A 25,155-nucleotide genomic window follows, 5' to 3' on the forward strand; every position below is an offset into this window, starting at 1 on the left:
AAGCACCATGGCGCGAATGAAATTTGTCTGTGACTCTGAACGCTGCATCGAATGCAACGGCTGCGTCACTGCCTGCAAGAACGAAAACGAAGTGCCGTGGGGCGTGAACCGCCGCCGCGTGGTCACGCTGAACGACGGGGTGCCGGGCGAGAAATCGATCTCGGTGGCCTGCATGCATTGCTCCGACGCACCCTGCATGGCCGTGTGCCCGGTGCAATGCTTCTACCGCACCGATGAAGGCGTGGTGCTGCACGACAAGGACGTGTGCATCGGCTGCGGCTATTGCTCGTACGCCTGCCCGTTCGGCGCACCGCAGTTCCCGTCGCAAGGCACCTTCGGCGTGCGCGGCAAGATGGACAAGTGCACCTTCTGCGCCGGCGGCCCCGAGGCCAATGGTTCGGAAGCCGAATTTGAAAAGTACGGCCGCAACCGACTGGCCGAGGGCAAGCTTCCGGCCTGCGCCGAGATGTGCTCGACCAAGGCTCTGCTGGCCGGCGACGGCGACGTGGTGGCCGACATCTTCCGCACCCGCGTCGTCCAGCGCGGCAAGGGCGCCGAAGTGTGGGGCTGGGGCACTGCCTACGGCTCGCAGCAAGCCGGCACGCCGCCGGTGAACGGGGTGCAGAAGTGAAGCGGCAGGGCCTCGTCGTCCTGGGTGTTGCGCTGGTCGCAACCTGCGTGACGGCCTGCGGCGAAAAGCCGCAGACCAATGCGCAGGGCGTGAAGCACGACGCCGTTCCCTGGAGCGGCACCGGCACCAAGGAGAACGCCGGCACGGTGTTCACCGCGCCCGACTGGAAGGTCGGCGACAAGACCGCCTGGCAGCAGCAGCTCAAGACCCGCACGCAAAACGGGCAGAACGAATACAACAAAGAGAACTGAACGGAGAGCCCATGAAGCAAGCGCTGACCGCTCTCGTTCTTTCCGCCGCGCTGGGTTCGGCGCTTGCGCAGGCGCAGCCGCCGGCCGCGCCGGGAACGACGGCCGCACCCCCGGCACCTGCTGCAACCGCCGCACCGGCGCCCGCCGCGGGCGGCATCCGCAGCCAGAACATCTTCGAGGTCAAGCCCGAAGCGAGTGCCGACCCCAACTACCCGAACCAGACCAACGGCGAGCGCATGAAGGTGCAGCCCGGAAACAACGCGCCCATGTGGCGGCAGGTGGGGCAGGGCGTTACCGGCTACAGCAGCCTGCCGAAAAGCGAGGCGCCTGAAGCCGGCAACCTGATCCAGCCGTTCGTGCAGTACCCCGGCTCGCGCTTCACCAATGCCGGCGAAGCCTGGCGCCAGGTGCGCAACGACTGGCTCATTCCCTACGGCGCGGCCCTGTTGTTCGTCACGCTGCTGGCGCTTGCCATCTTCTATTTCACGCGCGGGCCCATTCGCCTGCACGGCCAGGAAACCGGCCGCAAGATCGAGCGCTTCACACCGTTCGAGCGGGCCACGCACTGGTCGAACGCCATCGCGTTCGTCACGCTCGCCATCTCCGGCATCGTGATGGCCTTTGGCAAGTTCTTCCTCTTGCCGTGGATGGGCCTGACGCTGTTCGGCTGGATTACCTACGCGCTCAAGAACGTCCATAACTTCGTCGGCCCGCTGTTCGTGGTGACGACGGTGTTCATGGTGTTCACCTTCATCCGCGACAACATTCCGCGCGCGATGGACCTGAAATGGCTTGCGCGTTTCGGCGGCCTCTTCGGCGGCAAGGAAGTGCCTTCGCACCGCTTCAATGCGGGCGAGAAGCTGGTCTTCTGGGGCGGCGTGCTGTTCCTCGGGCTCTTCGTCATCGGCTCGGGGCTCTTCCTCGACAAGCTGCTGCCCGGCTTCGTCTACACCCGCGGCGAGATGCAGGTGGCGCACATGATCCACGGCGTTGCAACGCTGCTGATGATGGCGATGATCATGGGCCACATCTACATCGGCACGCTGGGCATGACGGGCGCCTACAAGGCCATGCGCACCGGCTACGTCGACGAGACCTGGGCCAAGGAACACCACGAACTCTGGTACGACGACATTGCCGCGGGCAAGATCCCCGCGCAGCGCACGGTTCCGGCCGATGCGTCGGCACCCGTCGTAGTGCGGGCACCGCGGCCCGCCGAAGGAACGTCCTCATGAAGAAGCTGTCTGTGTCGTTGAAACTTTCCGCGCTGGTGCTTGCGCTGGCCGCGCCCATGGCATGGGCCAAGCTGCCGCCGCCGCCCGCCACGCCCGAGGCCAAGGCCAAGGCCGCCGAAACCGCCGCCAGGACGGCCTGGAGCGGCAAGGTCGATTCGTACAAGCTTTGCCTGGCGCAGGACCGCGTGGCCGCGAAATACCGCGCCAGCGCGGCCGCGGCCGGCAAGCCGGTGCCCACGGCCGCCGCAACGCCGCCTTGCGCCGACCCCGGGCCTTTCGCCTTTGCGCCGCCGGTGGAACAGGCCAAGCCGCTCGAGGTTTCGGGCGCGCATTCGCCGGCCCCCACGGCCGCATCGCCACCCAGCACCAACCAGCCCGCGGCCACCGTCAATCCCACGCCCAAGGCGCAGTGACGACGCGTTTGCCGTTGCAGCTTCCACGTCTTACCCAGGCCCGCGCCGCGCTCACGCGCGAGGTCGCGGTCGTCGATGAGCATGGCGCCCATGGCACCGTGTCCATTCCGGCCGAGCGCGATCTCACGGTGTATGTGGACCGGCGCGAACTGGTCACGCTGATGACGCTCGGCGCCCAGCCCGAACTGCTGGTGCTGGGTTACCTGCTGAACCAGCGCCTCATCGAATCGGCCAGTGACGTCGAATCGGTCACCGTCGACTGGGAAGTGGGCGCCGCCGCCGTCAAGACGCACGCCGGCATCGACCGCATCGAAGAGCGCACCGCAAAGAAGGTGGTCACCACCGGCTGCGGGCAGGGCAGCGTCTTCGGCGATTTGATGGCCGACATCGACAAGCTCCAGCTGCCGCCCACCCGCATGACGCAGGCGCAGCTCTATACGCTGGTCAACGCCATCCGCCTCCAGGAGAGCACTTACAAGTCGGCCGGTTCGGTGCACGGGTGTGCGCTGTTCACGCTGGAGCCCGGCGGTACCGAGGCGACGATGCACTGCTTCGTCGAAGACGTGGGCCGGCACAACGCCATCGACACCATTGCGGGCTGGTGCGCCATGCAGCCGGCGGGCGCTCTGGCGGGCGACCGCGTTTTCTACACGACAGGCCGGCTCACCAGCGAAATGGTGATCAAGTCGGCACAGATGGGCGTGCCCATCGTGGTTTCGCGCAGCGGCATCACGCAAATGGGCCACGAGGTGGCCACGCGCGTCGGCCTGTGCGCCATTGGCCGTGCCACCAACCGGCACTTCGTCTGCTATGCGGGTGTCGACCGGCTCGTGCTGCAGCCGGAACTCGCGCGCCGCAATCCGGCCTAAGGGCTGTTCTCCCTACTCACGGTAAGTCCCTGAAAGGCGCCGGCGCGCCCGCGTCGGCTATCGTCTCGCCCATGAATGCCTCCCTCCGCCTTGGCTGGCGCACCCTCTGGCGCGATTTGCGCGCCGGCGAACTGCGCCTCTTGATCGTTGCCGTGCTGCTGGCCGTGGCCGCACTCACGGCCGTCGGCTTCTTTGCCGACCGATTGCAGGGAGGCCTGCAGCGCGACGCGCGGCAGCTGCTCGGCGGCGATGCCGTGGTAGTGAGCGACAACCCCACGCCCGAGGCTTTCATCGCGCAGGCGCGCGCATTCGGGCTCCAGGGCACCAGCACCTACGGCTTTCCCACCATGGCCCGGGCGGACGACGCCCAGGGCGGCGCCAGCAAGCTGGTGGCGCTGAAAGCCGTGACCGCGGGCTACCCATTGCGCGGCAACCTGCAAACCGCCAATGCCGCCGATGCGCCCGGCAGCATCACGCGCGACATTCCCCCGGCGGGCGAGGTCTGGGTCGATGCCTCGCTGCTCGATTCGCTCGCGCTCAAGGTGGGAGACATGCTTCTTCTTGGCGACAGCAGCCTGCGCATCGGACGCGTCATCACGCTCGAACCCGACCGGGGCGCTGGCTTCATGAGCTTTTCGCCGCGCGTCATGCTCAACCAGGCCGACGTGCCGCGCACCGGCCTCGTGCAGCCCGCCAGCCGGGTGGGCTACCGCTATGCCGTGGCCGGAGACGACGCAGACGTCAAGCGCTTTTCCGACTGGGCCGAGGCCACCATCAAGAAGGGCGAAATGCGCGGCGTGCGGCTCGACTCCTTCGAAGGCGGGCGCCCCGAAATGCGCCAGACGCTGGACCGGGCCGAGAAATTCCTGAGCCTGGTCGCGCTGCTAGCGGCGCTGCTCTCGGCCGTGGCCGTGGCGCTGGCCGCGCGCGGCTTTGCGGCCAATCATCTCGATGACTGCGCCATGCTGCGCGTGCTCGGCCAGAGCCAGCGCACCATCGCCATGGCGTATTCGTTCGAATTCGCGGTCGTCGGCATCGTCGCCAGCGGCCTCGGCGTGGCCATCGGCTTTGCCGTGCACTACATGTTCGTCGTGCTGCTTGCGGGGCTCGTGGAAACGGCGCTGCCGGCGGCCACCTTGTGGCCCGTGGCGTTCGGCCTGGGCATGGGGCTCACGCTGCTGTTCGCCTTCGGCCTGCCGCCGGTGCTTCAATTGGCCAAGGTGCCTCCGCTGCGGGTGATCCGGCGCGATGTCGGCGGGCTCAAGCCCGCGTCGCTCGCGGTGCTGGGCATCGGCGTGGCCGGCTTTGCGGCCTTGCTGATCGCGGCCAGCAGCGACCTGAAGCTGGGCCTGATTGCCGTCGGCGGCTTTGCGGGCGCCGTGGCCGTGTTCGCACTGCTGAGTTGGCTCGCTGTGAAGGTGCTGCGCCGCAGCGTCAACGAAACCACCGCGCCGCGCTGGCTGGTGCTGGCCACGCGCCAGATCTCGGCGCGGCCGGCGTACGCCGTGGTCCAAGTGAGCGCGCTGGCAGTCGGCCTGCTTGCGCTGGTGCTGCTGGTGCTGCTGCGCACCGATTTGGTCGCGAGTTGGCGCAAGGCCACGCCGCCCGATGCACCCAACCGCTTCGTCATCAACGTCATGCCCGACCAGAGCACGGCGTTCCAGAAATCGTTGCGCGATGCGGGCGTGCGCAAGTTCGACTGGTACCCGATGATCCGCGGCCGGCTGGTGGCCATCAACGACAAGCCGGTGTCGCCCGACGACTACGTGGAAGACCGCGCCAAGCGCCTGGTGGACCGCGAGTTCAACCTCAGCAACAGCGTGGAGGCCCCGGCGCACAACAGCATCGTCGCGGGTGCGTGGAAGCCCGACGCGCCCGGCGAAGTGAGCGTGGAAGAAGGCCTGGCCGAAACGCTTGGCCTCAAGCTGGGCGACGTGCTGCGCTTCGACATCGGCGGCATGCAGAACGACGCGCGCATCACCTCGCTGCGCAAGGTCGACTGGGGCTCGATGCATGCGAACTTCTTCGTGATGTACACCGTGGCCGCATTGCCCGATGTGCCCGTGACCTACATGGGCGCCTTCCGCGCACCCGAAACCCGCGGCTTCGACAACGCGCTGGTGCGCAGCTACCCCAACGTGACCAACGTGGACATGAGCGCCACCATCAACCAGGTGCAGCGCGTGCTCGACCAGGTCATTCGCGCGGTCGAGTTCCTGTTCGGCTTCACGCTTGCGGCGGGCCTGGTGGTGCTGTTTGCCGCAGTCACCGCCACGCGTGAAGAGCGCGCGCGCGAGTTCGCGGTGATGCGCGCGGTGGGCGCGCGCGCCAGCCTGCTGCGCCAGGTGCAGCGTGCCGAGCTGGCAGGCGTCGGCCTGCTCGCGGGCTTCCTGGCGAGCATCGTGGCATCGGTCATCGGCTGGGGCCTGGCGCGCTACGTGTTCGACTTCACCTGGACCGCATCGCCCGTGGTGCCGGTGGCCGGCGCGCTCGCGGGTGCGGTGCTGGCGCTGGCCGCAGGATGGTGGGGCTTGCGCGACGTGCTGCGCAGGCCGGTGGTGGATACGCTGCGGCGCGCGGCCGAGTGAGTAATTGATAGAGATAGATTTTTTTCTTTAGCCGCGGGCGGGAAGGGCCTGGGAATGCAATACATTCCCCGGCCCTGCATTCATTCGATGAGAACCCCCTTACATGCGCTTGGCGTCATTCCAGATCACCAACTTTCGCTCGATCAACGACAGCGGCTCCATCGATTCCACACAGCTCACGGCAATTCTCGGCCGCAACGACAGCGGCAAGTCGAACCTGCTGCGCGCGCTGCACAGCCTGAACCCCGCTGAAGGCATAACCGAGCTCAGCCCGATCAAGGACTTTCCGCGGCACCGCCGCCTTGAAGAGTGCCAGGCCGATACACCGGTCGTCGCTACACGCTGGGCCCTCGACGAGGGCGAGTGGGCCGAACTGGCGGAGATGCTTCCGCGCGCGGCCAACGTGCGGCACGTCACCGCGGGCCGAGGCTACGGCACGGCGCGCTGGACGGGGCTCGAAGGCTTGGCTGAGCTATCGCTCGACGTGTCGGACATCAAGGGCAAGGTGCGCAAGATCGTGCCGGCGGTGAAGGCCGCAGCCGAGAAAGTGGCCGAGGAAGCACGGGCGACGCTGGAGCAGGAGGCCGACGCCTTCGACGCCGCCATGATCCTGAGCCCCGACTACATCCGGTGGTCGGAAGGCGCAGTGAAGGCGCTGCAAACCTTGCGCAAGGCGCTGGCCGCTGCGGATGCCGAGCTCAGCGACAAGCAGGAGCAGATGCTGGTCGAACTCGAGGACATGGCCCGCGCGATTGCCAACGACACGCCGGCGCTCGCGAAGGCAAAGCAGTGGGTGCTCGAGAAGCTGCCCCGCTTCATCTACGTGGATGAGTATCCGGCGCTGCCCGGCCGCCAGAACATTGCCGACTACCTGGTGCGCAAGGGCTGGGGCCAGGCGGCACCCGAGCAGCAGGGCTTCGAAAAGCTCTGCAAGGCAGCCGGGCTCGACCCGCAGCAACTGCAAGACCTGCTGGACAAGAACGACCTGGCCACGCGCAACCAGCTCGTCAATCGCGCGGGCGCCGTCGTCACTTCCGAGATTCGCCGGCTCTGGAAGGACCGCGAGCTCAAGGTGCGCTTCAATCTCGACGGACCGTACATGGACACGCTGGTGTCCGACCCCGACGACACCTACGAGGTGGAAGTGAACCTCGACGAGCGCAGCCGCGGCTTCCAGTGGTTCTTCTCGTTCTACATCACCTTCTTTGCGGACACCAAGGGTGGCCGTGCAGGCGATGCCATCCTGCTGCTGGACGAGCCAGGCCTGCACCTGCATGCGCGCTCGCAGGCCGACCTGCTCGAGCACTTCGAGCGAGACTTCGACAACCAGATCATCTACACCACGCACTCGCCGTTCATGGTGCCGGTTCATCGGCCCGACGCGGTGCGCACGGCCAGCATGGGGCCTTCGACCGGCACCATCGTGAGCAACAAGGCAGAGGGAGATGAGCGCACGCTGTACCCGTTGCGGGCCGCGCTCATGTTGAGCCGCATGGTGAACGAGGTCGCCACGCCCGTCGAGGAAAGCGTTCTGGCGGCGGTTCCTGTCCAATAGAGCCATGGAACATCTACCGGACGACATTGCAGAGCGGTTGACCGAACTCGAGATCAAGTCGAGTTACGCGGAAGATCTGCTGGAGCAACTGAACATGACGATCTACCGCCAACAGCAGCAGATCGACAGCCTGATTCTTCAGGTGACCCAGCTGAAACAGCAGAGCCAGAACGCGGGGCAGGAGGGGACAGCGCGCAGCTTGCGGGACGAGTTGCCGCCGCATTACTGAGAGCCTGTTGTTCAGGGCGGCGCACCCGCCGACGGGGTACCTTTCTCCGCGAATGTCCCCCGGCCTGCGGCCTCCTCCTTTATTTCGCTGCGCAAGGCACCCCATCGACGGGCGCGTGATCAAGAGCGGTCGTTGATCGAATGGAACAAGCGCAGCGCCCGGTGTGCACAGGGCATCGGGTGCTCCCCGCAGCGAAATAAAGGAGGGGGGGCGCAGCCCCGGGGGACATTCGCGGAGGGGAGTACCCGGTGGCCTTTGCACGCGCCCTGAACAACAGGGCCTCCGAACAGCAGCGCCCTCAACGACACCCCTGAACAAGAGCGCCCCGAACGAAAGCGCCGCTCAGACCAAAGAGATCAGCCGTGCGAATGCCAGAGCACAGCAAAGAAGTGGCAAGAACTGCCAGCCAGCACGAACAGGTGCCATACGAAGTGGGCAAACCGCACCTTGTTGTCGAACAAAAAGACCACCGCACCGGCCGTGTAGAAAAGCCCACCGGCCACTAGCCAACCCAGGCCTGCCGGCGACATGCGTTCGTACAGCGGTACCGCCGCCATCAACGCCATCCAGCCCATTGCCACGTAGAGCCCCGTTGACCACAGCGGATGCTGCAGCCGGTTGAACAGCTTGGCACCGACGCCCAGCGCTGCCGCCGCACAGATGGCTCCGAACAACGTCCAGCCCCACGGCCCGCGCAGCACGCCGAACAGAAACGGCATGTAGCTGCCCGCAATGAACAAGTAGATGGCCGCGTGGTCGAGCCGGTTGAACCACGCCTTGGCCTTGCCGGTGGGTAGCGCGTGGTACAGCGTCGAGATCAGGTACAGCACGATGGCCGTTCCTGCAAAGAGAGATGCACCGACGATGCTGGCGGCTTGCCCTTTCTGCGCGGCGCTGTAGACCAGGATCGGCAACGACACGATCGCCAGCAGCAAGCCGAGGCCGTGGCTCAGCGCGTTGAAGATTTCTTCCAGCGTGGTCTGGTCACGCACAGTGGATGTCGGCTTTCCGGAATTCATGTTTGTCGATTTCGCCTTGCTATTTGACCTGCTGCTTGCCGAGCTTGCGCGCCAGCGTCCGCCGGTGCATGCCAAGTCGCCGCGCGGTCTCGGAAATGTTGAAGCCCGTTTCGGCAAGTGTTTCGTGAATGCGCTCCCACTCCAGCGTCTTGATCGACGTCGAGCGGTTGGTCAACTCTACCTCGGTGGTGCCCGTCGCGCGGCCGAAGGCGGCTTCGATGTCGTCGGTGTTGGAAGGCTTTGCCAGATAGTGGCAGGCGCCCAGCTTGATGGCCTCGACTGCGGTGGCAATGCTCGCAAAACCCGTGAGCACCACGATCAGCATCTCGGGGTTGTGCCGGTGCAGCATCTGCACGCACGCCAGGCCGGAGGCTTCGCCGTTGAGCTTCAGGTCGACCACCGCGTAGCCGGGCGAATGGTCTTGCAGCAGCGCTTCGACCTCGTCGGCGTTGCTCGCGTGCGTAACCGCATAACCACGGCGCTCGAACGAGCGGCCGAGCGTGCGCGCAAAGGCTGCGTCGTCCTCGACGATCAGCAACTGGCGCTCGGCTTCGGCGGCTTCTTCGGTCATGGGCTTTTGGTTCCAGTCATGGCAATGGTGTCGTCGATGGCCTCGTCGTCGTCCTCTTCCTCCAGCACCACGGCCGCGAGCGGAAGCGCAATGGACACGATGGCGCCGCCTTCAGCCCGGTTGCGCACCGCAACGCGGCCTCCGAGCGTGCGGGCCACGTTCACCACCAGGAACAGCCCGAGCCCGCCGCCCGGCCGGCCTTTGCTCGACTGATAGGGCTTGCCGAACTGCTTCAGCATAGCGGGCGGAAAGCCCGGCCCCGCGTCGGTGACCGTGAGCGTCAGCGCATCGGCGTCCTGCGCCACTTCCAGGCGCAACCAGTGCGGCGAGGCTTCCAGCGCATTGTCGAGCACGTTGCAGATCATCTGCTTCACGGCCGAGTCGGAAACCATGGGCAGGTCGCGGCCAAAACGGTTGTCGTAGTCGAACTCTTCCACGGGGCGCGTGGTGCGCCATTCCTCCACCAGTTCGTCGAGGAAAGTGCTCACCGTCGTTTCTTCGGACGATTCGCCCCGCGCCTCGCCGGCGGACAGCAGGATGCCGCTCACGATGCTCTTGCAGCGCTGGATCTGCAGTTCCATCTCGGCCACTTCGGTCAGCAGCTCGGGGTCGGAACTGAAATGCGGCAGCCGGCGCCAGTCGCCGAGGATCACCGCCAGCGTGGCAAGCGGCGTGCCCAGCTCGTGCGCCGCGCCCGATGCGAGCAGGCCCATGCGCACGATGTGCTCTTCTTCCGACGCGCGCTGGCGCAGGTCGGCCAGCCGCGCATCGCGCGCGCGCAAGTTGCGGCTGATGCGCGTGATGAACACCACCAGCAGCGCCGCATTGAGCGCAAAGCAGATCAGCATGCCCTGCACATAAGGGCTCCAGAGCCCCCGGTCGTGGTCGAGCGGCAGTGCGAGGGGGCGCGAGAAAAGCGCCAGCCCCGCGAAGCACAGGCCGGTGACAACCACGATGGTCCATGTCGACCATGCCTTGAGCAGCACCGCACCCAGAATGACCTGCAACAAATACAGAAAAACGAACGGATTGGTCGCACCGCCGCTGAGGTAAAGCTGGGCAGTGAGCGTGGCCACATCGACCAGCAACGCCAGAAACAATTCGCCGTTCGTCACCTTGCGAAGCGTGCGCGAGCGCAGCAGGCTCACCACGTTGAAGAGAGCCAGGCACGCCAGCACCAGCAGCAGCTGGTCGAGCGGCAGCCGGATGCCGAAGCCGTAGTGCACGAACAGGATGGTGATCACCTGCCCGACCACCGCAAACCAACGCAGCTGGATCAGCTGCTGCATGTTCTTGTGGCCGGTGGCGTTGTCCAGACTTGCCACGCCCGCGCGGGGCGCGTGCAGTTCCCCCGCCACCGCGGAGACCTCAGTCGGGGCGGCGGTCGTCTTGGTGATGTCTTCCGTCGGCATGAGAGGCATTGTCGCCGCTGCTGTCGGCTGGGTTGGCGAGCTTGCGGCGGCGGCGATCGTCGCGCCACACGAACCAGGCCGCACCCGCGACCATCAGCGCCAGGCCGTACCAGGTGATGGCGTAGACAAGATGGCTGTTGGGAAAGGCGATGACCGTGAGCCCCCCAGCGGGCCATGCCGGTGCTGCACCAGGGGCGGAGGGCATGGCCTCGGCATCGATGAAGTAGGGCGCCGCATTGCCCAGGCCGCGCGCGGCGGCAATGGCCTGCACGTCGCGCGAGAACCAGCGATCGGCGGCGGGATCGTTCTTGCGCAGGAACCCACCCTTGGGCTCGGTGATGCGCAGCAGGCCGGTCACGGCGGTCTCGCCCTTGGGCTCGGTGGCCGTGCGCGACGAGCGCTCGCGTGCCTCGAGCGGCACGAAGCCGCGGTTGACCAGCACCGTGGTGCCATCGGCGGCCTGCAGCGGAGTCAGCACCCAGAAGCCGGCACCGAGCCGGGTGCTGGCCTGCACCAGGGTTTCCTTGTCGTGCAGAAAAGTGCCGGTGACGCGGAGATGACGGTATTCGTCGGCGGCCGCGTTGATCTGCGGCCAGCGGTCGCGCACTGGGGCTTCTGAGGCCGGGGCGTGCACGCGCTGTTCGACGCGGGCGATGAGATCGAGCTTCCAAGCCCTGCGCTCGACCTGCCAGTTGCCGAGCGCGACGAAGCCGGCAAAGGCAAGCGCCGCGCAGACCATGAAGATCACCCGCGCGGCCGTGGAGCGCTGCCGTCCGGCCATTGTGTTGCGAGTGCTGTGGTCTGGCGGCAGGGTCGTCGTCAAGGCATGTTCTTCATGTCGTGCACCGACATCGGCATCATGTTGGCGTTCATGTGGTACATGACCCAGAGCGAGCCGGCCAGCGTGATCACGACGAGCACGATGGTGAAGATCAGCGCCAGCATGTTCCATCCGCTTTCGGACTTGGCGTCCATGTGCAGGAAGTAGATCATGTGCACCACGATCTGCACCGCGGCAAAGCCGAGGATGATGAGCGAGGTGGTGTGCGTGTTGGCAAGCACCTTGCCCATCACCAGCCAGAACGGAATCGCGGTCAGGATCACGGCCAGCACGAAACCGGTCATGTAGCCCTTGAAGGTGCTGTGGCTCACGGGGCCATCGTCGTGATGGTCGTCGTGTGCGTGGTGCTCGTGGTGCGCGTCATGGCCGTGCGCGGCGGCAGTGTTGGTGTGGGCGGTGCTCATGCCATCGATCCCATCAGATAAACGAAGGTGAAGACGCCGATCCACACCACGTCCAGGAAGTGCCAGAACATCGAAAGGCACATCAGGCGGCGGCGGTTGGCGGCGGTGAAGCCGTGCTTGGGCAGCTGGAACATCAGCACGACGAGCCAGATGATGCCGAAGGTCACGTGCAGGCCGTGGGTGCCGACCAGCGCGAAGAACGACGACAGGAACGCGCTGCGCTGCGGGCCCGCGCCTTCATGGATGAGGTGCGCGAACTCGTAGATCTCCAGGCCGATGAAGCCCGCGCCCAGCAGGCCCGTAATGGCCAGCCACACCAGCGTGCCGCCCATGCGCTTCTTCTGCATTTCGAGCATCGAGAAGCCGTAGGTGATGGAAGACAGCAGCAGCAGCGAGGTGTTGACGGCCACCAGCGGCAGGTCGAACAGGTCGGCGCCCGAGGGGCCGGCCGCATAGCTGCGGCCCAGCACGCCATACACCGCGAACAGGCAGGCGAAGATGAGGCAGTCGCTCATCAGGTAAAGCCAGAACCCGAGCAGTGTGCCGTTCTCGGGGTGGTGGTCGTTGCCGACGTGGAACAGCTCGAACACGGGCGGCTTGCCCGTCTGGTCGCTGTGGGCGTGGCCGGCCGCGGGGGAGTGGAGGGCGGTGGTATCAGACATGGGCTGCTGCCAGGAGGCGCGTGCGTTCGGCTTCGGTACGGACGACGTCTTCCGCGGGAATGTAGTAGTCGCGCTTGTAGTTGAAGGTGTGGATGATCACGGCGGCCAGCATGGCGACAAAGCCGATACCCGCCACGAGCCACATCTGCCAGATCAGCGCAAAGCCGCAGACCGCCGCCAGGGCCGCGATGATGAAGCCGGCGCTGGTGTTCTTGGGCATGTGGATGGGCGTGAAGCCTTCGAGCGGGCGGGCGTAGCCGCGGCGCTTCATGTCGGTCCAGGCGTCGTTGTCATGGATGCGCGGCGTGAACGCGAAGTTGTAGGCCGGCGGCGGCGACGAGGTCGACCATTCGAGCGTGCGGCCGTTCCACGGGTCGCCCGTGGTGTCGCGCAGCGACTCGCGGCGCACGAAGCTCACGACCAGCTGAATCAGGAAGGACGCAATGCCCAGCGCGATCAGCACCGCGCCGAAGGCCGCCACCTGAAACCAGAACTGCAGCGACATGTCCTGGAAGTGGCTCATGCGGCGCGTGACGCCCATCAGGCCCAGAACATACAGCGGCATGAACGCGACCCAGAAACCGACGAGCCAGAACCAGAACGAGCACTTGCCCCAGAACGGATCGAGCTTGTAGCCGAAGGCCTTGGGGAACCAGTAGGTAATGCCCGCCAGCATGCCGAACAGCACGCCGCCGATGATCACGTTGTGGAAGTGCGCGATGAGGAACAGGCTGTTGTGCAGCACGAAGTCGGCCGGGGGCACCGCGAGCAGCACGCCCGTCATGCCGCCGATCACGAAGGTGACCATGAAGCCGACGGTCCACATCATGGGAAGCTCGAAGCGGATGCGGCCGCGGTACATGGTGAAGAGCCAGTTGAAGATCTTCGCGCCCGTCGGGATCGAGATGATCATCGTCGTGATGCCGAAGAACGAATTCACGCTGGCGCCGGAGCCCATGGTGAAGAAGTGGTGCAGCCAGACGAGGTACGACAGGATGGTGATCACGATGGTGGCGTACACCATCGAGGCGTAGCCGAAGAGGCGCTTGCCGCTGAAGGTGGACACCACTTCCGAGAAGATGCCGAAGGCCGGCAAGATCAGGATGTACACCTCGGGGTGGCCCCAGATCCAGATCAGGTTCACGTACATCATGGCGTTGCCGCCGAGGTCGTTCGTGAAGAAGTTGGTGCCGGCATAGCGGTCGAGCGACAGCAGGGCGAGCACGGCGGTGAGCACCGGGAAGGCAGCCACGATGAGCACGTTGGTGCAAAGGGCAGTCCAGGTGAACACCGGCATCTTCATCATCGTCATGCCGGGCGCGCGCATCTTCACGATGGTGGCCAGCAGGTTGACGCCCGAGAGCAGGGTACCTACCCCCGCTATCTGCAGCGACCATATGTAGTAGTCGACCCCCACGTCGGGGCTGAAGAGAATGCCCGAGAGCGGCGGATACGCCAGCCAGCCGGTCTTGGCGAACTCGCCCACGAAGAGCGACGCCATCACGAGGCCGGCGCCGAAGGTGGTCATCCAGAAGCTGAAGTTGTTCAGGAACGGAAAAGCCACGTCGCGCGCGCCGATCTGCAGTGGCACCACGAAGTTCATGAGGCCCGTGACCAGCGGCATGGCCACGAAGAAGATCATGATCACGCCATGCGCGGTGAAGATCTGGTCGTAGTGGTGCGGCGGTAAAAAGCCGGCGTTGTCGCCGAAGGCAATGGCCTGCTGGGCGCGCATCATGAGTGCGTCGGCAAAGCCGCGCAGCAGCATGACAAGGCCGAGCACGATGTACATGATGCCGATCTTCTTGTGGTCGATGCTGGTGATCCAGTCGCGCCACAGGGTGCCCCAGAGCTTGAAGTAAGTGATTGCGCCCAGGATGGCCAAGCCGCCCAGCACCACGGCCGCAAAGGTCGCCAGCAGAATGGGCTCGTGGTAAGGAATCGCCTCCCACGTGAGGCGGCCGAAGACAAGCTTCGTCAGGTCAAGGTTTTCGAGCATCGTCATTCTTCGGTGGTGCACATCGCCGTGACGTACTTGCGCGTTGGCGAATTGATGAGGGGGTCAGCCTGCCAGGCCTGCGTGGTGGCAACGTTGAACGCGCCGGGCTTGCCCAGCCCGCCGTTCGCGTCGATGGCCATCATTTCCTTCATGCACATCTTGTTGCGGTCCACGCAGAGGTTGAGGATCGCGTCATACAGGTCCGGCGCAACCGTGGCGTAGTGCCGCACGGGCTCGCGCTCGCTCGGCACTTCGAGCTTCTTGTACTGCTCGCGCGTGAGTTCGCCGTCCTTGCCCGCCTTGACCTTCTGCACCCACTGGTCGAAGTCGGTGTTGCTCAGGCCGTGGAACTTGAAGCGCATGCCCGAGAAGCCGGCGCCGCTGTAGTTGGCCGAGAAGCCCTCGAACTCGCCGGGCTTGTTGATGACCGCGTGCAGCTTGGTTTCCATGCCCGGCATGGCGTAGATCTGGCCGGCCAGTGCGGGAATGAAGAAGGAGTTCATCACCGAAGAGGCCGTGATCTTGAAAGTGATCGGCCGGTCGACCGGCGCGGCCATTTCGTTCACCGTGGCAAAACCCTGCTCGGGGTAGATGAAGAGCCACTTCCAGTCGAGCGCCACCACTTCGACCACCAGCGGCTTGGCTTCGGCGGGAATCGGGCGCTCGGCGTCGAGCCGGCTGAGCGGCCGGTACGGGTCGAGCGTGTGCGTGCTGATCCAGGTGATGGCGCCCAGCGCGATGATGATCAGGAGCGGCGCGCCCCAGATGGCCAGTTCGAGCTGGGTGGAGTGGTCCCAGTCGGGGCTGTAGTCGGCCTCCTTGTTCGACTGGCGATAGCGCCAGGCAAAGAAGAGCGTCAGCGCGATCACCGGAACGATGATGATCAGCATCAGCACGGTCGAGACAACGATGAGTCGTCCCTGCTGATTGGCGATGTCGCCGGAAGGATTCATGAGCACCGTGTTGCAGCCTGCCAGGAAGGCAAGGGGAAGCAACAGGGACCATCGCCGAAGAGTTTTGAGGGTGGGCATGCCGAAAGAAAGAAGTGCAGGGGCTGCGCAAAGACCCCACAATCTACGATCAAAGGTTGCGCCCCGCTATTGGACGTTTTGTCCTATGGCGGGAATCCCCGTTCGGTGAGACGCTTGGAGCCTCCCTGTTCATGGTCTACCTTTGTCACTGCACGTGACACCCGAATTACAAAACGCAATGACGACGACGTCCAGCATCCTTCCGCAAGGCGCACCGCCGGTGCCGAACACGTCCGAAAACGACGCCCGGCAGGGCGACGGACATTCCCATATCGCGCCGGGCGAGATCGCCGTCGGCGTGATCATCGGGCGGGCATCGGAATACTTCGATTTCTTCGTCTACGGCATCGCCTCGGTGCTGGTATTTCCGGCGGTTTTCTTTCCGTTCGAAGCGCGCCTCGAGGGAACCCTCTACGCCTTCGTGGTTTTTTCGTTCGCCTTCATTGCGCGGCCGTTCGGTACCGTCATTTCAATGGCCATCCAGAGGCGGTTCGGGCGAGAGGCCAAGCTGACCATCGCGCTGTTCCTGCTGGGCACCTCCACCGCGGGCATCGCCTTCTTGCCGGGATACGCCAGCATCGGATTCACGTCCATCGTGCTGCTGTCGGTGTTCCGCTTTGCACAGGGCCTGGCGCTCGGCGGCTCGTGGGACGGGCTGCCTTCGCTGCTGGCGCTCAATGCGCCGCAGAACCGCCGCGGCTGGTACGCCATGCTCGGCCAGCTGGGCGCTCCGCTCGGCTTCTTTGTGGCCAGCGCACTTTTTGCCTATCTCTACGGCAGCCTGGCGCTCAAGGATTTTCTCGATTGGGGCTGGCGCTACACCTTCTATGTTGCGTTCGCGATCAACGTGGTGGCGCTCTTCGCGCGCCTGCGGCTGGTGGCCACCGAAGAGTATTCGCGGCTGCTCGAAGAGCGCGAGCTGCAGCCCACCAGCGTGGTCGAGCTGACCCGCTCGCAGGGCGCCAACCTGCTGATCGGCGCGTTTGCCGCGCTGGCCAGCTACGCGCTGTTCCACCTGATCACCGTGTTCCCGCTGTCGTGGATCACGCTGTACTCCGACCAATCGATCACCGAATTCCTGGTGGTGCAAATGATCGGTGCGGTGTTCTGCGCCGGCGGCATCGTGGCTTCGGGCTTGATTGCCGACCGTGTGGGCCGGCGTTTCACGCTGGGCGGGCTGGCCGCGATGATCGCGGTGTTCAGCGGCTTTGCGCCCACGCTCCTCGACGGCGGCCGCATCGGGCAGGACATCTTCATTCTGCTGGGCTTCGTGCTGCTGGGGCTCTCGTATGGCCAGGCGGCTGGTGCGGTGACCTCGAACTTCGAGCCCAAGTACCGCTACACCGGCGCGGCCCTCACGGCCGACCTGGCCTGGCTCATCGGTGCCGCCTTCGCGCCGCTGGTGGCGCTGGGGCTGTCGGCGAATTTCGGGCTGGCCTATGTCAGCGTCTACCTGCTGTCCGGCGCGGTCGGCACGCTGGCGGCCCTGGGCTTGAACCGGGCGCTGGTGCGGGACTGATCTCCATCAGACGCCGGTGTTCGAAAAAGGGGCCGGTCGGCCCCTTTTCTGTTTCAGGCGCCGCAGCGCGTGCTGGCTTAGGATTCGCCTCATGTTCACCGCCGCAATTTTCGACATGGACGGGCTGCTCATCGATTCGGAGCGGCCCATCATGGCCGCCTGGATCGAAGCTGCCCGCACGCTGGACATCGAGCTTTCGCACGCGCAGTACCTGCAATGCGTGGGGCTGGCCATGGCTGAGTCGAAGCAGATCCTTGCTGCGCTGCTCGGCGGCGCGGCCGCCTACCAGCACGCGGCATCGCAAGTGACCGCCGCGCTGCAGCTGCAGCGCGCCGACGGCGACCTGCGGCCGCTCTTCCCCATCAAGCCCGGCGCGGCCGAGTTGCTAACTGCCTTGCGCGGACTCGGCACACGCTGTGCGGTTGCATCGTCGTCCACGCGCGGCCAGATCGCAGCCTGCCTGGGCAGCCTCGACGTGCTCCATCACTTCGAGGCCTTCGCGGGCGGCGACGAGGTGGCACGCGCCAAGCCCGACCCGGCGCTGTACCTGCTTGCGGCGGAGCGCCTGGGTGTGGACCCGGCGCAGTGCGTGGCCTTCGAAGACAGCGAGAACGGCGCGAAGGCGGCGCTGGCGGCGGGCCTCAGGGTCGTCATCGTGCCGGACCTCAAGCACCCGCCGGAGTCGATTATCGGGCAGGCGTTTCATGTGCTCGATTCGCTGCACGACGCCATGGCGCACCTGCCGCTGTGGTTTCCCGCCCCCGCGGAGAAGCGCGCCTGAATCTAGCGCTCAGTCAGTCGTGTTTTCCATGCGCTTGGTGAGCGTGCCCAGCCGCAGCCATGTCAGCCTGAACCTCATTGCTCCGGCCTTTATGGGTGCCCACCAGATCGCGGGCAACTCGAATGCGTGAAGAATTTGGCAACAGGGCCGCAGTCTTATGTTCGATGGCCCATTGCACAACCTGCTGAGATTGCCGCGGCTTGTATAAGTCTTTCCTTATTAATAGGGAGATGACTCAGGATATGAGCAAAAGCAGGCTACTTATCGCGTTGGTGACACTTTTGGGGGTCTTGGCAGGCGGCTGGTTTCTCTCCAATTACCTTGTTCTGCTCATCCTCGATCTGCGAGACGCACCGCTGGCCTGGAACACGTGGTGGCAATACATTCAGGCGGCAGACCTGCCGCAGTACGCGCCCTACGCTACCAAGATCAAGCTCAGCGGCGCCCTGGGCTTTGGCGTACCACTGTTGGGCTGGGCCGCATTGCTCATCCCGCTTTTTCGAGCCAAGGCCGAATCCCTGCATGGCGACGCCAGCTTCGCCGAACTTTCCGATCTCAAGAAAGCCGGCCTGCTCAAGCAGACCCCGCAAAGCATCCTCATCGGCAAGTACAAAGGCCAGTCCCTGTGGCTGGGCGGCGCCCAGCACGTCATCACGGTCAGTCCGACCCGTTCGGGCAAGACCACCAGCATCGCCATCCCGGTGCTGTTGTCGTATTTGCACTCCATGGTCGTGCTCGACCTCAAGGGCGAACTGCGCAAAGCCACCAGCGGCTGGCGCGCGGCACAGGGTCACACCATCTATGTGTGGGCCCCCTACGACGACCAGGGAAAGACCCACCGCTTCAACGCCTTCACCCTGCTGGTGGGCATGGATGCGGGCAAGCGCATCGGCGAAATCCAGACCATCGCCGCCATTCTTTACCCGGACGAGCCTGGCAAGGATCCTTTCTGGACGAGCCAGGGCCGCGCCGCCTTCACGGCCTTCGCCTCCTACATGTTCGAGGCATGGGACCACTGGGGTCGGATCCTCGGGCGTGCCCAGGACCCCAACACCGACGAGAACTTTCCCAGTCTTGAACGCATCCTGCGCCTGTCCAGCGGCACCGACGGCCGGGGCACTCTGGCGATGCTCAAGGAAATCGTGGACAACCCGCAAGAGTCCAGTTTCGTCAGCGTGCAAACGCGCACCGTCTTTGGCAACCTCGCCGGCCTGGCCGAGCAAACCTTCTCCTCGGTGATCGCCACCATGCAGGCGCCGCTGCAGCAGTTCCTCAGTCCGGTGCTGGCCGCTGCCACCAACGCCACCGACTTCGACATTACCGCCATCCGCAAACATCCGACCACGCTGTACGTCGACATCCCGACCAACAAGCTCGATGAAAGCGGCAAGCTGCTGAACATCTTCTTCAGCAGCGTGATCGGCAACAACCTCACCAAGCAACTGGGTGACGAGCCGGACCTGAAATACCAGATGCTCATGCTGATGGACGAATTCACCGCCATGGGGCGAGTGGATGTGTGGGCCAAGCGCATCTCGATCTCGGCCAGCTACGGTGTGCGCGACCTGTGCATCGTGCAAAGCCGCGCTCAGCTGCGCTCGGCCTACGGCGACAACGACGCACAGAACTTCATCACCAACCACGGCGCACAGATCGTGTTTGCGCCACGCGAGCAAAGCGATGCGGCTGAATACAGCGAGATGCTGGGCTACAAGACCATCCGCAAGGAGCACCGCAGCACCAGCCGAGGCGGCGGCTCCAACCAGGTCTCGACCAACTACACCGAAGAGCGCCGGGCCCTGTTTCTGCCGCAGGAGATCAAGGAGCTGCCCGCCGACGAGGAGTTGATCTTCTATGAAGGCTGCAAGCCCATCCGGGCCCACAAGAACTGGTTCTTCAAGGACAAGGTTTTCAAGGAGCGGGCGAGCATGGCGCCGGCGCCGATCAAGGGGGCGGCCGGCGGGCTGGCGTTGGGAAGGACTGGCGGGTTTGACGAAGGCACTCGGCAAAGCCTGCCGAAAGGCTTTAACTGATCCGCTCTGTTGCACAAACGCGCATGATTTATGAGGACTTGCACGACTTTTATCAACGAGTTCACCCTTCCTGGTTTCACCTGAAGTCCCACGTGACTGCCTTGCACGACTACGAGGCTTGGCTCGACACGCTCGACGAGAAACTCTTTGCTGTGAATGGAGTTATTCGATCTGAATTCGATCACGCCGTTTCGATCCCATTATCAGAATGCGCGAACATGGATGGCCTGAAGTTTTGGGCCGCAGAGCTTTGTAAGACGCTTCGTCTCAATCGTTCGTCTCACCTTCCCATGGCGCATCTTCTGAAACGTTTCCTCCGCTTGGCGACAATGGAAAACAGTATTTCAATCACTCCAGAGAGCATCATGGGTGAGCTTCGTCAGGAGTGGAACATTAAGAATGAATTTAACTTCTAATTTCGCATCCGTTGCGCCATCTTTCAACTCATCCGATCGAAGAGAATTTTTAATTGAGCCGACGATATGACTCACGCCATAGATCCCATAAATCTCAAAGCGGCGGCCAAGCACTTGGAGTGGGTACTTCAGCAATACCCTGGCGTCAGTGACATAGGTCATTTGTATGACGCTTTGCGATCTTTGATTGAGGATGCAAAAAATGGCAGGGTTTCGCGTCCAATGAATAGGCAAGAAATGCCATGCAGATATCTCAAGAGCGAAGGCGTTTACCAACCCTATGAAAACCCGGATGTTGAAGGCGCTTATGTTTGCTTTTCCATAGAAATGGAAGGAGGATTAACGGAAGGAGACAGAGAAATTAATTCAATTATTGAAGGCATAAGAAAAACCACAAAAAGAGACCATGGGTGATTTCGATCTAACATCGACAAATTTGAAGCAGCAGCATGCGGAAGCCATCGCAAAATATACTATCACCAGGAGTGGGGCTTCAAGAATTAATTTGCGAGCTTCTAATTTCTCATCCGTTGCGCCATGTGCATCCAATTTATCCAGATCGAAGATATTTTTTAATTGAGGTGACAACATGACCCAAGCCATAGATTCCGTAAAACTCAAAGCCGCTGCAGAGCATTTGGAGTGGGTGTGCAAGCAGTATCCGGGCATTGTGGTCGTGCAGGATTTATATGAAGCCCTCCTTCCGTTGATTGAGGATGCCAAAGCAGAGAGGGTGCGAACTCCCGTCGAAAAGATTCCATGCGGCTATCTTTTTGGTGACGGCCTATATGAGTCATATAAATCACCCAATGTTGATGAGGCATATGTTAATTTTTCCACGGAAATGAAAGGAGGGCTTTCAGAAGAAGAAAAGGAACTTCTTTCCGACACCGAGTCCCTTCAAAAAGAAATTTTAGGAAGGGTTAATCATAGAAAATAAAGGATTGACCTCGGACTCCATAAGGCAGCAACATGCCTCCGCCATCTCAAGTTACAGTACATTCAAGCCGAACGGGATTAGTGAAAAAGAAGCTATTGCATTTCTCAGAACAACGGAAGGTCGAAAATATCGACAACATCTTATCGAAGGCAGCCCTGAGGCTTCACCGCAAAAAATCAACAGCCTTGCCATTGAACACCTCACTTCAGGTCGGGAAATCCCTCGATTAACGTCAATAAATGAACCGCTTGTCAAAATTGTCGCCGCAGGAGGAAGGGGCCCGCATCCAAAATCTGTCTACTGGGGCAAAGAATCGGATCTTGACGCCGCAATAAAATCCGGCAAAAACATCTCAGATCATTTTGGCCTCCCTATCGCCAGCGAATCCGCCAAGTACGACGTCTACAAAATCGTCCCCAAAGGTCCCACCGAAGTCCTTGTCAGCACCGTTGCTCCCACGAGTGAATTGGATGGGCAGATTAAAAAAACCGGTGGTGCCACCCAATACATCACACCCAATCGGCAGTTATTCGAGCCACACACCTATGTGAAATCAGTGGATAACCTGCATGTCGTGCAGGGGGCGCGCGAAGCTTCGCCAGGGCTGTTGCGGCAATTTGGTGCCGCCGAAGCCGCCGCTCTCGGCCTCAAAGCCACCGCCATCGGTGTCGGCGTCGTCGACAGCTACATCACCGGCCAAAAAGTCGCCCACCTTCTCAACCAGGGCAACACCACCGGCGCCCAATCCGAAATCCTGCACTTCGCCGGGCGCGCCGGTGGCGGCGCAGCGGGTGCAGTGGCGGGCAGTTCCCTGGGTGGCGCGGTTGCCGGCCCTTGGGGTGCGGTGGGCGGCGGCATCCTGGGCGGCGCCGCCGGCGTCCTCGGCGGCGACAAGCTTCTGGACGCTGCAGACCAGCAGCACATCCACACCCAGCGCGGCAGCGACGGCAACAGCTGGTACTACGACGAACGCCCCGGACAGGGCTGGATGCGCATGAGCGCTGACGAAGGCCCAGGGCGGGCCGGCATGCCCGTGCGGGCGGTGCGCGCAAATGCCCTCCTGGCCGACGAACTGAATTACAAGGCCAGCAGCACTGCCGTCGACCTGGCGCTGACCCACCCGCGCACACCCCAAGACCCGTTCAGGCAGGCGCCCGAGCACATCGGCGAAACGGTGCGCCCCGGCATCGGCGCCAACGAGCCGTGGACCCGCGACCCGCAAAGCCATGCCTGGACGCGTCAGGCCATCGCGCCGGCCACGCCCCTGACGCACGGCATGCCGGTTCAGCGCACGGTCACGGCCAGCCCGGCGCAGAGCCACCAACTGGACGCGGCGGCACAGCGCGTCATCGCGGACAACATCGTCCACAGTCCGCAAGCCATCGCGCAGCGCTATCTGGAGGCCTATGGTCAGCATGGGTGGAAGCAGCACGGCTCGGTGCCGGCCGCCGTCACCAACGCCGCCCAGGGCCATGTGCGCGAGGAGCCCAATGCCACGCGCCAGCAGGTGCCCGCACCGCCGCAGCCCGCGAACGGCCACCTGACACCGCAGCAGATCGAACGCATCACCACGCATGAATCGCGCATCGTGCCCACGCCGGGCGGCATGAGCTTTGCCGAGGCACACCGGCGCCGCGACGAGCCCGAGCAGATTTCCCCGGGCTCGTTGCGGCCCGTGGGCAAGCTGGATACATCCCAGATGGACAAGGGCAGCCGGTTGTACCGGATGCACCTGGCGCAGGAGCAGGCCCATATGCGCGACCTGAAGATTGCGCTGGCGCAGGACAGGGAGCGGTTCGGGAACGAGCCGAGCCCTCAAAGGACGCTGCAGCCTTCGGTGGACCGCACGCAGGAACGCATGCAGGAGCAGGCGCCGGCCCCAAGCCGAGGAGAGCCTGTGGCACAGGCGCATGTCAGCCCTGCTCGGCCGGCCGCTGGCGCCGAGGCGATGCACTCGCCGACAACCCACACCTCAATGGCTGCCCCGGTGCACTCGAACCCTCAAGGCGATGCCGCAGCCATTGCGGCGGCGCAAGCCCAGGTGGCTGCGGCGCAGGCCCAGGTAGTTGCGGCGCAGGCCGAATTGGCCCAGATGCGCCAGCAGATGGCGCGCATGGCCGCAGAGCGCGGATACGACGGCCTGGAGCGGCGTGATGAGCGCGATGAGAGGGATCAGCGCGATCAGCCTGGGACGACGCAGATCGTGCAAGGCCGCGACAGCCGGCAAGATTTGGAGGCTGGCACGCACGACAAGCAGATATCCGCCACTGCCGTGGCCGATACAAGCCGCCCGTTGCTGCGCGAATTCAGCGACCCGAGTCATCCCCAGCATGCGCTGTACAACACCCTCAAAGAGGTGCTTCCCGAGGGTACGTCTCCCAGATGGGTGGCACAGGCGACGGCTGCCTGCTACATGTCGAACATCAGGAAGCCCGACGATCTGGGCGACGTCCACGGCATCAACGGAACGGTTCTGTTCAGGTCGACCTCGTTGCCCGGCCGGTACGCCGCTCTTGAAGCCACGGAGCCTCTGCGCACAGTGCAGCAGACCATGCAGGACGTGCAGCAGTTCGACGAGCAGCGCGCGATCGATCGGGCCCAATCTCAGGCGCAGGCCGCAGCGCAAGCCAACCAGCAGCAGGGGCCGGTGATGGGCGGTTGAGGGGCGGCGATGCTGTGAAACCGGCGACCAAAGCGCCAAGAACATGCTGCAATCCACGCCAAGAGGCACGTCGACAAGAGCCAGGCAATGAACGAAAAAGAAAAGCGCCGCATGGCGCAAAACGAGGTGTGGGCGAGCAGCCTGCACGCACTGCGCCGCCACCTTCCGGTGATGCAGCGCAGTCAAACAGAACTCTCACACGGCGTCGGACAACTCCAGGTTAGCCAGGGAACCGCCACCAATCTCTATGCCTGGTACGGGCTGAATGCACTGGCAGACCTGCATGCGGTCGCAATATCTGCGCTACTCCAGGAACACGATTTCGGTGCGCAGGCGCTAGCCCAGGACGCGATTCATCTGGCCGTGAACATCGTGTACTTGCTGGACGACCCAGGTGGGGACAGGTTGACAGGCGCCTTGCGCAATCTTCTCGACGGGCAACGCACGCGCTTTGCCGCCTGGCAGGCTGTGGCGCCGGAGAACAAGGAGGCTCGTCAAAGGGCCGAGCAACTAGCGTCGGATTGCGCTCAGTCGCCCTGGTACGCGAGCGCGCCGGCTTGGTCGTCTCTTGGCGCACGTGCGGATGCGGTAGGGATGGGCGAGTGGGTACACCCCGTGTTGGCGGCCGCTACCAACGCCGAACAAACCACCGCACAGGAACTGATGAACTTCCTGCAATGCGAACGTGGTTCGCAGGAGGAGCGCAAGGCTGCACATGCATACCGTACCGCTCGGTGCGCATCGGATGCCTTGTATGTCGAGGCTATTGCGTTGCGACTGTTTGCCCATGCCTTGCACCGGATGGCTTCAATGATCCGAGATCAAGTAGCCGTTACTTACGCGGAATTGTCCATGGAACGAATGGATGACGTCATCGCCGAGCACGGTCGGCTGGCCGAGGAACATCGCAATGACATGAACCTCTACATGCGCGTTCAGGGCAACGCTTGATGCAGCGCCAGCGCCAGCGCGTTCGCCGCGCTGATCCGAATAGCCGCACCCGTTCGCCAATGTAGTCTCTCGATGCTCCCAGGCGTAAAGCGCGAAGACGCGGGTGAAGGATAGCCGCGGTTACAGGCGAAGACCGCGGCGCC

24 protein-coding genes are annotated in these 25,155 nt (G+C 63.8%); 16 read left to right on the plus strand and 8 right to left on the minus strand.

Features of this window, described 5'->3' with window-relative positions; genetic code table 11:
• Positions 1-7: 7 nt before the first annotated feature.
• From fdh3B to V9K97_RS03105, 8 genes are all read left to right on the plus strand, one after another.
• Positions 8-631, plus strand: coding sequence for a formate dehydrogenase FDH3 subunit beta (fdh3B, locus tag V9K97_RS03070; RefSeq protein WP_126748436.1), 624 nt, complete (start codon positions 8-10; stop codon positions 629-631).
• Positions 628-882, plus strand: a complete 255-nt coding sequence (locus V9K97_RS03075; protein WP_337316130.1) for a hypothetical protein — start codon at positions 628-630, stop codon at positions 880-882. The genes fdh3B and V9K97_RS03075 overlap by 4 nt, the downstream gene beginning before the upstream one ends.
• A gap of 11 nt (positions 883-893) precedes the next feature.
• A complete protein-coding gene (locus tag V9K97_RS03080) occupies positions 894-2,117 on the plus strand; it encodes a formate dehydrogenase subunit gamma (protein ID WP_337316132.1) in 1,224 nt (407 codons plus the stop codon).
• Positions 2,114-2,530: a hypothetical protein gene (locus V9K97_RS03085; protein ID WP_337297133.1), complete on the plus strand. Its 417-nt coding sequence runs from the start codon at positions 2,114-2,116 to the stop codon at positions 2,528-2,530. Before V9K97_RS03080 ends, V9K97_RS03085 begins: the two co-directional genes overlap by 4 nt.
• Positions 2,527-3,399 carry a formate dehydrogenase accessory sulfurtransferase FdhD gene (locus V9K97_RS03090; protein WP_337316134.1) on the plus strand — a complete coding sequence of 291 codons (873 nt, stop codon included), beginning with the start codon at positions 2,527-2,529 and terminating at the stop codon, positions 3,397-3,399. The genes V9K97_RS03085 and V9K97_RS03090 overlap by 4 nt, the downstream gene beginning before the upstream one ends.
• A gap of 71 nt (positions 3,400-3,470) precedes the next feature.
• The gene (locus V9K97_RS03095) at positions 3,471-5,987 is read left to right on the plus strand and encodes an ABC transporter permease (protein WP_337316137.1); all 2,517 of its coding nucleotides are present in this window, start codon (positions 3,471-3,473) and stop codon (positions 5,985-5,987) included.
• 103 nt (positions 5,988-6,090) lie between these two features.
• Complete coding sequence (locus tag V9K97_RS03100; RefSeq protein WP_337316139.1) at positions 6,091-7,542, plus strand: AAA family ATPase; 1,452 nt, start codon at positions 6,091-6,093, stop codon at positions 7,540-7,542.
• Positions 7,543-7,546: 4 nt separating this feature from the next.
• Positions 7,547-7,771 carry a SlyX family protein gene (locus V9K97_RS03105; RefSeq protein WP_337316141.1) on the plus strand — a complete coding sequence of 75 codons (225 nt, stop codon included), beginning with the start codon at positions 7,547-7,549 and terminating at the stop codon, positions 7,769-7,771.
• Between the two features lie 356 nt (positions 7,772-8,127).
• Here the strand turns inward: V9K97_RS03105 and trhA are convergent, their stop codons facing one another.
• From trhA to cyoA, 8 genes are read right to left on the minus strand one after another with little or no spacing between them, the layout of a single operon-like run.
• Positions 8,128-8,790 carry a PAQR family membrane homeostasis protein TrhA gene (gene trhA, locus V9K97_RS03110; RefSeq protein ID WP_337316143.1) on the minus strand — a complete coding sequence of 221 codons (663 nt, stop codon included), beginning with the start codon at positions 8,788-8,790 and terminating at the stop codon, positions 8,128-8,130.
• Positions 8,791-8,809: 19 nt separating this feature from the next.
• Positions 8,810-9,361, minus strand: a complete 552-nt coding sequence (locus V9K97_RS03115) for a response regulator transcription factor (RefSeq protein ID WP_337316145.1) — start codon at positions 9,359-9,361, stop codon at positions 8,810-8,812.
• Positions 9,358-10,773, minus strand: coding sequence for an ATP-binding protein (locus V9K97_RS03120; RefSeq protein ID WP_337316147.1), 1,416 nt, complete (start codon positions 10,771-10,773; stop codon positions 9,358-9,360). Before V9K97_RS03120 ends, V9K97_RS03115 begins: the two co-directional genes overlap by 4 nt.
• Positions 10,730-11,554, minus strand: coding sequence for an SURF1 family protein (locus V9K97_RS03125; protein ID WP_337316149.1), 825 nt, complete (start codon positions 11,552-11,554; stop codon positions 10,730-10,732). The genes V9K97_RS03120 and V9K97_RS03125 overlap by 44 nt, the downstream gene beginning before the upstream one ends.
• A 38-nt stretch (positions 11,555-11,592) precedes the next feature.
• Positions 11,593-12,018, minus strand: coding sequence for a cytochrome o ubiquinol oxidase subunit IV (cyoD, locus tag V9K97_RS03130; RefSeq protein WP_337316151.1), 426 nt, complete (start codon positions 12,016-12,018; stop codon positions 11,593-11,595).
• Positions 12,015-12,680, minus strand: a complete 666-nt coding sequence (cyoC, locus tag V9K97_RS03135; RefSeq protein WP_258501979.1) for a cytochrome o ubiquinol oxidase subunit III — start codon at positions 12,678-12,680, stop codon at positions 12,015-12,017. Before cyoC ends, cyoD begins: the two co-directional genes overlap by 4 nt.
• Positions 12,673-14,685 (minus strand): cytochrome o ubiquinol oxidase subunit I, encoded by a 2,013-nt coding sequence (gene cyoB, locus V9K97_RS03140; protein ID WP_443302470.1) that lies wholly within the window; start codon positions 14,683-14,685, stop codon positions 12,673-12,675. The genes cyoC and cyoB overlap by 8 nt, the downstream gene beginning before the upstream one ends.
• Positions 14,682-15,710 carry a ubiquinol oxidase subunit II gene (gene cyoA / locus V9K97_RS03145; protein ID WP_337316155.1) on the minus strand — a complete coding sequence of 343 codons (1,029 nt, stop codon included), beginning with the start codon at positions 15,708-15,710 and terminating at the stop codon, positions 14,682-14,684. Before cyoA ends, cyoB begins: the two co-directional genes overlap by 4 nt.
• Positions 15,711-15,888: 178 nt before the next feature.
• On the opposite strand from cyoA, the gene V9K97_RS03150 reads away from it, so the two are divergent.
• The 8 genes from V9K97_RS03150 to V9K97_RS03185 all read left to right on the plus strand — a co-directional run bounded on the left by V9K97_RS03150 (position 15,889) and on the right by V9K97_RS03185 (position 25,012).
• Complete coding sequence (locus tag V9K97_RS03150; protein WP_258501973.1) at positions 15,889-17,229, plus strand: MFS transporter; 1,341 nt, start codon at positions 15,889-15,891, stop codon at positions 17,227-17,229.
• Positions 17,230-17,320: 91 nt separating this feature from the next.
• Positions 17,321-18,010: an HAD family hydrolase gene (locus V9K97_RS03155; protein WP_337316157.1), complete on the plus strand. Its 690-nt coding sequence runs from the start codon at positions 17,321-17,323 to the stop codon at positions 18,008-18,010.
• Positions 18,011-18,300: 290 nt separating this feature from the next.
• Positions 18,301-20,043, plus strand: coding sequence for a type IV secretory system conjugative DNA transfer family protein (locus V9K97_RS03160; protein WP_337316159.1), 1,743 nt, complete (start codon positions 18,301-18,303; stop codon positions 20,041-20,043).
• 92 nt (positions 20,044-20,135) lie between these two features.
• Complete coding sequence (locus V9K97_RS03165) at positions 20,136-20,459, plus strand: hypothetical protein (RefSeq protein ID WP_337316161.1); 324 nt, start codon at positions 20,136-20,138, stop codon at positions 20,457-20,459.
• 66 nt (positions 20,460-20,525) lie between these two features.
• Positions 20,526-20,873: a hypothetical protein gene (locus V9K97_RS03170; RefSeq protein WP_337316163.1), complete on the plus strand. Its 348-nt coding sequence runs from the start codon at positions 20,526-20,528 to the stop codon at positions 20,871-20,873.
• A gap of 175 nt (positions 20,874-21,048) precedes the next feature.
• On the plus strand, positions 21,049-21,399 hold the full coding sequence (locus V9K97_RS03175) for a hypothetical protein (RefSeq protein ID WP_337316164.1): 351 nt from the start codon (positions 21,049-21,051) through the stop codon (positions 21,397-21,399).
• 4 nt (positions 21,400-21,403) lie between these two features.
• Positions 21,404-24,061: a hypothetical protein gene (locus V9K97_RS03180; protein ID WP_337316166.1), complete on the plus strand. Its 2,658-nt coding sequence runs from the start codon at positions 21,404-21,406 to the stop codon at positions 24,059-24,061.
• Between the two features lie 87 nt (positions 24,062-24,148).
• A complete protein-coding gene (locus V9K97_RS03185) occupies positions 24,149-25,012 on the plus strand; it encodes a hypothetical protein (protein WP_337316168.1) in 864 nt (287 codons plus the stop codon).
• Positions 25,013-25,155: the final 143 nt, after the last annotated feature.

The sequence above is a fragment of the Variovorax sp. CCNWLW186 genome (assembly GCF_037203865.1).
Classification (GTDB): domain Bacteria; phylum Pseudomonadota; class Gammaproteobacteria; order Burkholderiales; family Burkholderiaceae_C; genus Variovorax.

Excerpts from the sequence above, each read along its gene's own strand:
- fdh3B (WP_126748436.1), top strand. The coding sequence starts at position 8 with ATGGCGCGAATGAAATTTGTCTGTGACTCTGAACGCTGCATCGAATGC.
- V9K97_RS03080 (WP_337316132.1), top strand. The coding sequence starts at position 894 with ATGAAGCAAGCGCTGACCGCTCTCGTTCTTTCCGCCGCGCTGGGTTCG.
- V9K97_RS03085 (WP_337297133.1), top strand. The coding sequence starts at position 2,114 with ATGAAGAAGCTGTCTGTGTCGTTGAAACTTTCCGCGCTGGTGCTTGCG.
- V9K97_RS03095 (WP_337316137.1), top strand. The coding sequence starts at position 3,471 with ATGAATGCCTCCCTCCGCCTTGGCTGGCGCACCCTCTGGCGCGATTTG.
- V9K97_RS03100 (WP_337316139.1), top strand. The coding sequence starts at position 6,091 with ATGCGCTTGGCGTCATTCCAGATCACCAACTTTCGCTCGATCAACGAC.
- V9K97_RS03105 (WP_337316141.1), top strand. The coding sequence starts at position 7,547 with ATGGAACATCTACCGGACGACATTGCAGAGCGGTTGACCGAACTCGAG.
- trhA (WP_337316143.1), bottom strand. The coding sequence starts at position 8,790 with ATGAATTCCGGAAAGCCGACATCCACTGTGCGTGACCAGACCACGCTG.
- V9K97_RS03115 (WP_337316145.1), bottom strand. The coding sequence starts at position 9,361 with ATGACCGAAGAAGCCGCCGAAGCCGAGCGCCAGTTGCTGATCGTCGAG.
- V9K97_RS03120 (WP_337316147.1), bottom strand. The coding sequence starts at position 10,773 with ATGCCGACGGAAGACATCACCAAGACGACCGCCGCCCCGACTGAGGTC.
- V9K97_RS03125 (WP_337316149.1), bottom strand. The coding sequence starts at position 11,554 with ATGGCCGGACGGCAGCGCTCCACGGCCGCGCGGGTGATCTTCATGGTC.
- cyoD (WP_337316151.1), bottom strand. The coding sequence starts at position 12,018 with ATGAGCACCGCCCACACCAACACTGCCGCCGCGCACGGCCATGACGCG.
- cyoC (WP_258501979.1), bottom strand. The coding sequence starts at position 12,680 with ATGTCTGATACCACCGCCCTCCACTCCCCCGCGGCCGGCCACGCCCAC.
- cyoB (WP_443302470.1), bottom strand. The coding sequence starts at position 14,685 with ATGACGATGCTCGAAAACCTTGACCTGACGAAGCTTGTCTTCGGCCGC.
- cyoA (WP_337316155.1), bottom strand. The coding sequence starts at position 15,710 with ATGCCCACCCTCAAAACTCTTCGGCGATGGTCCCTGTTGCTTCCCCTT.
- V9K97_RS03150 (WP_258501973.1), top strand. The coding sequence starts at position 15,889 with ATGACGACGACGTCCAGCATCCTTCCGCAAGGCGCACCGCCGGTGCCG.
- V9K97_RS03155 (WP_337316157.1), top strand. The coding sequence starts at position 17,321 with ATGTTCACCGCCGCAATTTTCGACATGGACGGGCTGCTCATCGATTCG.
- V9K97_RS03170 (WP_337316163.1), top strand. The coding sequence starts at position 20,526 with ATGACTCACGCCATAGATCCCATAAATCTCAAAGCGGCGGCCAAGCAC.
- V9K97_RS03175 (WP_337316164.1), top strand. The coding sequence starts at position 21,049 with ATGACCCAAGCCATAGATTCCGTAAAACTCAAAGCCGCTGCAGAGCAT.
- V9K97_RS03185 (WP_337316168.1), top strand. The coding sequence starts at position 24,149 with ATGAACGAAAAAGAAAAGCGCCGCATGGCGCAAAACGAGGTGTGGGCG.